Origin of the sequence: Leptolyngbya sp. FACHB-36 (assembly GCF_014695955.1) — a bacterium.
In the GTDB taxonomy this organism is placed as follows: domain Bacteria; phylum Cyanobacteriota; class Cyanobacteriia; order Leptolyngbyales; family Leptolyngbyaceae; genus FACHB-36.
This window is the reverse complement of the sequence record NZ_JACJPG010000569.1, coordinates 1-8,037: the sequence shown is the minus strand read 5'-3', so window position 1 is coordinate 8,037 and position 8,037 is coordinate 1. Positions and strand designations below refer to the sequence as shown.

Here is an 8,037-nt window from a genome sequence, read left to right as displayed (position 1 = left end):
CCTTCGACCGTGTGATGATCGGTAATGGCTAGACCTGTAAGACCGATCGAAATTGCCTGCTGCACCAGCGCTTCCGGCTGCAACCGTCCATCTGAGCGCAGCGTATGCATGTGAAAATTAAACGACGTTGGACAGCTTCTCGCGTCGATCGTTTCAAAAACTCGTCTTAGTGCTGCGCTGTCTTGAGCGGCTGGTTTTGCCACCGCAGCCAAATCAACTGCCATAAACCCTCAGAGGTAATGTGCGGGTGTCACGTTTACTATACATAGTTTAAACTTTTTAAAATATTCTGGATGACCGCTCCAACTCAAAGCTGAAGCGGTGGTACTGAACCCACGTAACAAAGCTATACAGCGACCGCAATCCGAGCATCGATAGGAATTTCATCTCACATCGATAACTTCAGCGCTAGCAGTGTTTAGCTATTCAATTCGGAGGTTGAACGGCAGTCGTGCATATACGCCGCGTGGGTCGTTCATCGATCGCAGCATTGCCAAATCTGACTGAACGTTTTTGAATTGCGTCATCAGCGGATCAACGCGACGTGACGAGGTTTGATCGCCTGTAAATTGCTCGAACAGACGTTCCTCAAAACTGCGAGACCTCGGATACTCTTCGATCTTCCAGTCGTCGCCTAACTTGGCGCGTTTTGCCGCTTCCTGAATGGCAGTTTCCAGTCCGCCCAGTTCATCCACCAAGCCAAGGTCTTTCGCTCGCTGTCCAGACCAGACGCGCCCTTGAGCAATTTCCGCCACTTTCGCCTTTGGCAGCTTACGCGACTCCGACACCTTGGTCAAAAACTGGTCATAGATCTGATCCACCGATTTTTGCAGCAGCGCCAGTTCCTGCGGCGTTTTAGGACGGCTGACGGTTTGGCTGTCGGCAAAGCGTCCCGTTTTCACGACATCCCAGGTGACACCATTGTTGTTGGCGATCGCCTGGAAGTTTGGCTGCACACCGAATACGCCGATCGATCCCGTGATCGTGTTCGGCTCCGCAAAGATGCGATCGGCGTAGGTTGAAATCCAGTAGCCGCCCGACGCTGCCAGCGATCCCATCGATACGATGACGGGCTTCTTTTTGCGCGTCAGGATGACTTCGCGCTGAATCACATCCGAGGCGATCGCGCTGCCACCGGGACTGTTCACTCGCAGCACGACTGCCTTCACGTCCTCATCCTGACGCAGTTGGCGCAGCTGGCGCGCTAGGCGATCGCCCCCAACTTCTCCCACGCCGCCCTGCCCGCTGACGATATCGCCCTCGGCATAGATCACGGCAATCTGCTTATCCGACGATTGCTTGCGCTTAATTGCCGACTCTGCCACGTCCGCGTAGGAGCGAATACTGATTTGACGGAACGACTTTTCCTCATCGCTGTCTTTGCCTGCCAGCTTCTTGAGGTCTTCAATCACTTCGTCCAAATACGCGACGCGATCGACCAGTCCCCGCTTTTTTGCCTCCTCTGCCAGCAGCAGCCCTTGGCGATCAGCAATGCTCTGGAGCTGTTGGGGAGATAGCTTGCGCTCTTTGCCGATCGCTACCAGCAACTCATTCCACACGTCCCTTAGCAGCGTCTCCGTCTGCTCCCGGTTCTCTGGACTGCGCCGGGTCAGCAGCAGCGGCTCGACCGCCGCTTTGTATTTGCCCACGCGCGTCACTTGAATGCCAACCCCAAATTTCCGCAGTGCTCCGGCGTAAAATGCGGATTCGGAGCTGAGCCCGTTAAACTCCATTTCGCCGCTGGGATTGAGCGCAACCGTGTTCGCAACCGAGCCGAGGTAATACTCGCGCTCTCGCCAGTTGTCGTCGTAGGCGATGATAGTTTTGCCAGCTTGCCGAAAGCGCTGCAGCGCCTCACGCACTTCTTTAAGCGCCGCCAATCCTGTGCTGCTGGTGCCTTCGCCGTTGCCAGACAGATACAGCGCCACGATGCGCGGGTCGCGGGAGGCTTCGTTAATTGCGTCGAGCACGGTTCTCAGCGTCATGGAATCGTTATCTTCGCCGACGATCGCCTCCTGAAATGCCTGACTTGTGCTTGAGTTGCGGGCAGCATCAGTGATGTTGAGCGAGAGATCAAACACCAGCACGGATTTATCTTTGACTTCGGGTCCAGTTTCCCTGGAGCCGATCGAGACAACTAGCAGCACAAAGGCACCGATGCTGATGCCGAAAAAGATCAGCAAGCCCAGAACCGTTGCAAACGTGTGTTTTAGAAAGTCGCGCATCCGGGTAGTCCTTCCAGGGAAAGAGTTGAGAGAGAAGCTTAAGGATATGGATTAAGTACGGTGCAAATGGTGTGGGATCGGTCTGTTGCCTGTCTCGAACAGCCGTTTGGGCAGCGTGTCTAGAAAGACCTAGCGACTATCCCACTTCATTCAATTCATCATCCTAAGTATCGTGCTTTTAAGCATCGTGCTTCACAGGGTGAACGGTGATGAATTCAGTCAGCCCAACTGCTTGTGCAATGGTTCACCACCGACCTGAGTCGTAAATAGTGCCCCTACCATCCTACTCACTGGGCTTGCAATTGAGCATCCAGGGCTTTCGTGATGCGATCGTGCGTTTCCTCTAAATGCGCTCGCGTGTAGGTGTCCATGCCTCGGCGCTTGCGGCTCAGCGTGTCATCGAGGGCGCTTCGCAACTGCTTCAGGTGATATCGCGCCAGCGATCGAGCGTCTTCAGGAGCCTCTTCGGTTCGCAGCACCATGCGGATCAGCACGTTCATGTGCTGCCGCTGCAAGCCGCGCCGCAAGCTAGAGAGCTTCAGCGTGTCTGGCGGTTGCAGCACCTCTTGCCAAATTGAGGTTTGCAGTGACTCGAACAGGTCGGGCATCGTCAGCGCCTGTCCGGGCGGCGCTTTCAGTTCGGCGTCGCGCAGGCGGACAAGGCGATCGTAGTTCAGCAGTCGATTCAGAATCACCGACTGCAGCAGGACAATGCGATCGTGAATCGGGTAGTCTAAGCCTCTAAATGCAGGATTTTCGCCCCAGTGCAGCCAGCGCGACGGAGCCAGCTTATTGAGGAACTGCGGTGAAAAGCGAAATTGGCTGTCGTCAAACACATATTTTTGCAGCAGCGCTAGCGCCTGTTTTTGCTCACTCAGCGGCACTGGCTCAAACGGCAAGCGTCCCTCAGCGTCGCCGCCCCGGTAACGATTGAACGACTGCCCACCAATGTAGGTGGTCAGAGATCGACTGTACTGGAAGTAGTAGTCGAAAATCTCGTCGAATAGCAATCGGACATCGCTATAGCTGCCGCCCAGCAGAGGATAGCGTTGGTCGAGCCGCTGCCACATCTGCCGCGCATTCTCCAGTTGCCAGGGAGCATAGGTCAGCAAGTCGCCGCTCAGATCAAATGGGTGAGCGCGGGGATCAAGATCCGCGAAGGCATCTTCGTCCGGCGCGTAGGCGAGATCCGGCTCCGGAGCGCGGCGGGCGATCGTCTCTAAAAGACGGGTTTCTGCCTGCGGAGTGGGATCGGGACTCGGCGTGTAGCCGTAGGCGATCGCCCACTGATCGTAGGGACCCACCACCTGCGTAAAGAAATCGCCCTGCTTCGCGCCTTCGGGTGCCAAATTCACGGCGCTGTAGTCCATCACCGACGCGACCAGACCTTTCTGGCGTGTGATATCGGGATTGTTCAGATCGGTAGGAGACAGCATGGTGCTGGCGCGAAAGTTGTGGCGCAGTCCCAGCGTGTGCCCAACTTCATGAGCAATCAGCCCCCGCAGAAACGCTTGCACGTACTGCTTCATCACGTCGCTGTTGGGCATGGCGTTGTGCAGCATTGACAGGGACAGTGAACCGATCGCTAACTGGCGCGTGGCTTCCAGTCCGTAGCACAAATCGTAGTTGCCCAGCAGTTGAAACGTCAGGCGCGGATTCAGAGTCGGTTTCGACGGCGTGGCTTGCTTCAGGTAGTGCGAGGCAATGCCGTAGCTGCACACGTCTGGATTGCCCGTCAGCTTTGCCAAGGAGGGCATAAACCGCAGTTGGTTCTGCTCGGCTAAGCTCTGGTACTGCTGCCTCAGATAGCGGGCAAATCCGGCATCGATCAGAATATCGGCATCTAAAATTTCGCCCGTCAGCGGATTCACTCGTGCGGGTCCCAGCCCCAAGAAACCACTGTCAAATGAACTCATCCAGCGAATTGTGTTGTAGCGAATATCGGCGGGGTCCCAGGTAGCGTTGTTAGGCATCTGTCGCGCTTCGATCGCGTTCTTGAATCCCGCCGCTTCAAACGCCTTGTTCCACATCAGAATGCCGTCGCGCACCGCCTCCCGATACTCCTTTGGCACGGTGTTCTCAATCCAGAAGACGATCGGCTTTTTCGGCAGCGACAGCGGTGCATCGGGGGTCTGCTTCTCTAGACGCCAGCGATTGATGTAGCGCACAAACGGCACTCTAGACGACTCATCCGACAGGTTCTGAAACGCTGTGATGAAGTAGCCAACTCGATCGTCCGCTAGCCGTGGGCGATAGCCCGTGTTAGTGGGTAGCTGCGACAGACTGTAGCGCACTCGCAGATTGAAGCTGCGGCTGTCGGGCAGCGTCAGGACGAACGCTGGCAGATCCTCAGCGCTCTGGGAGCCACCCGAAAACCCCAGCACCGACTCCAACTCGACGTTCTGCGGAAAGGTTTTGACCGGACCGAAGTAAGATTTACTCGCGTCCAGCGAGTAGGCAGACCCCAGCAGCGTAGACAGCAGCGGTGTGAGTCCGGGCAAATCGCCCAGCAGCAGCGGTCCCAAGTCAATTAGCAGACTATTGCTTTTGGGATCGATCCCGCGAATCGATAACGTTTGCAGCACCGAGTTGCTAAACGCCCGCTGCACCGATCGCCGTAGGGGATCATCCGGCAGCGTGCGGAAGTAAACGTTTGGCACCGTGAAGTGCAAGCGGTTGTTGACGCGACGGAAGTTGAATAGAAAGTCTGCCAGCGGTAAGCCGCTGTACACGCCGCCCTCGCCAATGCCAGATTCCAGAGTAATCGTGCACAGATAGTTGACGTTGAGCTGATCGGGCTGAATTTCGGCGAACAGCTTACCAGCAGAGCGGTCGCGGTACACCGTGAACAATCCCTCCGATCGCTCCATGCCTTTGACAATCTGGTCCAGCGGTTTGAATTTCTCTCCATCGCCACCCTCGCCACCTGCCTGTGCCAGCGCAGCAGGAACGGTAGGATGGGCACTGATCGGTTGAGATGGCGCGATCGAAGACAACACTGGAAATCGACCCAACAACAGCACAAAAGTAATGGCGAGTATAAATGCAACGACGAACGAAATTCGCTTCATTCCGAGGACGTATCGATCTGCTATTCAACGCTACTGCTATATCTGATTAATTGCTGCGTATATTCAACTAATTTAAGAATGTTAGGTACGTGTTTTTACTAGCACTACTGAATAACTTCTCGGAGTTTTCTCATTCGGATCAACAATTTCTCGGTTGTACTCTACCTTAGAATCGCCAGTTTCTAACCTAAAATTTGCTGAATTTAATAACTTTAGAAACAGGTACTTAAATAGGTACTGGTTAAACTAAATTCAGCATGATTCCAAGAAGTATTTATTGGGGGTATTACCCCCTTTTACAGTTGGTTCGATCTTTATTACGTTTAGATAAGAACTGATGATTGCGATTTTTATTTTCAACGATTGAGCCTGAAAACGCTTGCTGAACCTATATTTCAGCAATTAAAACTATCTCTTAAATGCTGGGTCTCAGCAACTTGACTAATACACGTATGCCATTTAGCGTAACTTAAGCTTTTACCAGTAGCTAACTCTAATTCTGTGGAATCCAGCCTGTGAGAAAGCTATTTTCAATGGTGGTTAGTTTAGGATTAACGCCGCATCTCATTTTGAGTTTTCGCCACCTTCTTCTCCTAAAAAGTATTTCGACGATAACGCTAAGCGATCGTGAACCCTTTCGGGGGCGACATCCAAGCTTACCAGGTTCCTCTCCAAGAAGAGGGAATGACCGGAGCCTAATCCTGCATTGGCGCAGCAAAACGGTAAGCGCCATCATTTAATTTGCTTTCTAGGGAGAGTTCAGAAATGCTACGGGATGCCTTGATTGTAGGGGTAAGCGCCTACCAATATTTACCTAGTTTGAGTGCTCCTGCCCATGACGCGGGCGCGATCGCCGATCGACTGCACACAGACGGTGAGTTCCGGGTGACGCGGATGCCAGAGATTGTTCAAGAGGGGCAGCTTAAGGTTGGCGTCAAAACCCCGGTCACACTAGCTGAGCTAGAAGCCGCACTGGTGCGGCTGTTTAAGCCCAAGGGCAGTAACCCTCCTCAAACAGCATTGTTCTACTTCTCTGGGCACGGCTTGCAGAAAGACGCTGGGATTCAGGAAGGGTATCTGGCAACCAGCGACGCCAATCCTGCCGTCGGCTTCTACGGTCTATCGCTGTTTTGGCTGCGGCGGCTGCTGCAAGAAAGCCCTGTGCGGCAGCGAATTATCTTGCTGGACTGCTGCCACAGTGGTGAACTTTTGAACTTCTTAGAGGCCGATCCCGGCGCGAAGTCGGGCACCGATCGCTTGTTTATGGCAGCCTCACGCGAGTACCAAACCGCCTACGAGTCGATCGCGGGAGGGTACAGCGTTTTTACTCAAGCAGTGTTGGACGGTCTGGACCCCAACCGAGTTGCGACTGGCACAGTGACAAATTACGCCCTCACCGATTGGGTCAGCAACGCGCTCAAAGGAGAAATGCAGCAGCCGCTGTTTGAAAACTCTGGTAGCGAAATTGTTCTGACCCGTTGTTCTGGAACCCCAACGCTAATCAAAACTGAGCTACAGCCGGAAATTTGTCCTTACCGGGGGCTGGAATTTTTTGATGAAATGCACGCCGACTACTTCTTTGGGCGAGAAGCGCTGACCGAACACCTGATCGAGAAGCTGCGGCATCGGAGTGTCGTTGCCGTTGTGGGAGCATCGGGCAGCGGCAAATCGTCGCTGGTGCGGGCAGGACTGGTTCACAAGCTGCGACAGGGACAGACGTTTTCGGGCAGCGATCGCTGGCAGATTAAACTGATTACTCCGACCGACCAGCCGCTAAAAAGCTTAGCAACGGCGTTCGTAAATCCCAATGCCTCTGCGATCGAGCGAGCTGAGCAGATCATCCGCGCCGAAACCTTCCTCAAAGACGGTGGCGCAGGATTCTCACAGCTAGTTCGCGCTAGTCTGATGTCTAGTGAGCAGCCCGATCGACTTGTGCTAATCATCGATCAGTTTGAGGAAGTGTTCACTCTCTGTCAGGGACCTCAAGCAGAGCGCGAGCGACATCGCTTCTTCAACTGCCTGATTAGGGCGCTGAAAGAGACAGGCGACTGCCTCAGTCTAGTACTGGTGCTGCGAGCAGACTTTTTCGGTAAATGCTCGCTCTACAACGACTTGGCAGAGCAAATCGAGCAGAACTTAGTCACCGTCACCCCCCTGACCTACGAGCAGATCAAAGCGTCGGTGATCAAGCCCGCGCAAAAAGTGGGGCTAGTTTGCGAACCGAATCTGGTCTACAACATTCTGCTAGACGTGGTGGGTGCTCCAGGAGAACTGCCACTGCTGCAATACACGCTGCTGGAACTGTGGCAGCGTCGCCAGCCCGACCCGAATGGTGGACTCGATCGCCTGACCCTTGACGCCTACACCGAATTGGGCGGCGTGCGGGGAACCCTGCAAAAACGCGCGGATGAACTGTTCTACAGCCTGAGCACCGAAGAACAGAAGGTCGCCAAACGCATCTTTATTGCCCTGACCCAAATTGGTGACGGCACTGAAGACACCCGCCGCCGCATTCTGAAATCTGAACTGGTCACGTCTCGGTTTTCGGCGGAGGTGGTCGATCGCGTGCTGGAAAAGCTGGTGAGGGCAAAACTGGTTGTGACCAATCGCGTGGCGCCGACACGACGCCACCCAGAGCCGATCGATCAAGGAACCAACAATGCGTCAATGATGCTACGGCTGGCGCAACTGTGCCGAAAAAAATCTCCACAGCAAAACGGGCTAGCGCTGCGGGTGCAGTC

At 54.4% G+C, this 8,037-nt stretch carries 4 protein-coding genes; 1 reads left to right on the top strand and 3 read right to left on the bottom strand.

Going from position 1 to position 8,037, the window contains the following annotated elements:
* The 3 genes from H6F43_RS16310 to H6F43_RS16300 form a co-directional block, all read right to left on the bottom strand.
* Positions 1–224 (bottom strand): PHP domain-containing protein (locus H6F43_RS16310; RefSeq protein WP_242025683.1); only part of this gene is annotated, 224 nt, incomplete at its 3' end.
* A gap of 198 nt (positions 225–422) precedes the next feature.
* Complete coding sequence (gene sppA / locus H6F43_RS16305; RefSeq protein ID WP_190343776.1) at positions 423–2,225, bottom strand: signal peptide peptidase SppA; 1,803 nt, start codon at positions 2,223–2,225, stop codon at positions 423–425.
* Between the two features lie 287 nt (positions 2,226–2,512).
* Positions 2,513–5,296 (bottom strand): zinc-dependent metalloprotease, encoded by a 2,784-nt coding sequence (locus tag H6F43_RS16300; RefSeq protein WP_190343775.1) that lies wholly within the window; start codon positions 5,294–5,296, stop codon positions 2,513–2,515.
* A gap of 765 nt (positions 5,297–6,061) precedes the next feature.
* Here H6F43_RS16300 and H6F43_RS16295 point away from each other — a divergent pair.
* Positions 6,062–8,037 (top strand): caspase family protein (locus H6F43_RS16295; protein WP_190343774.1); only part of this gene is annotated, 1,976 nt, incomplete at its 3' end.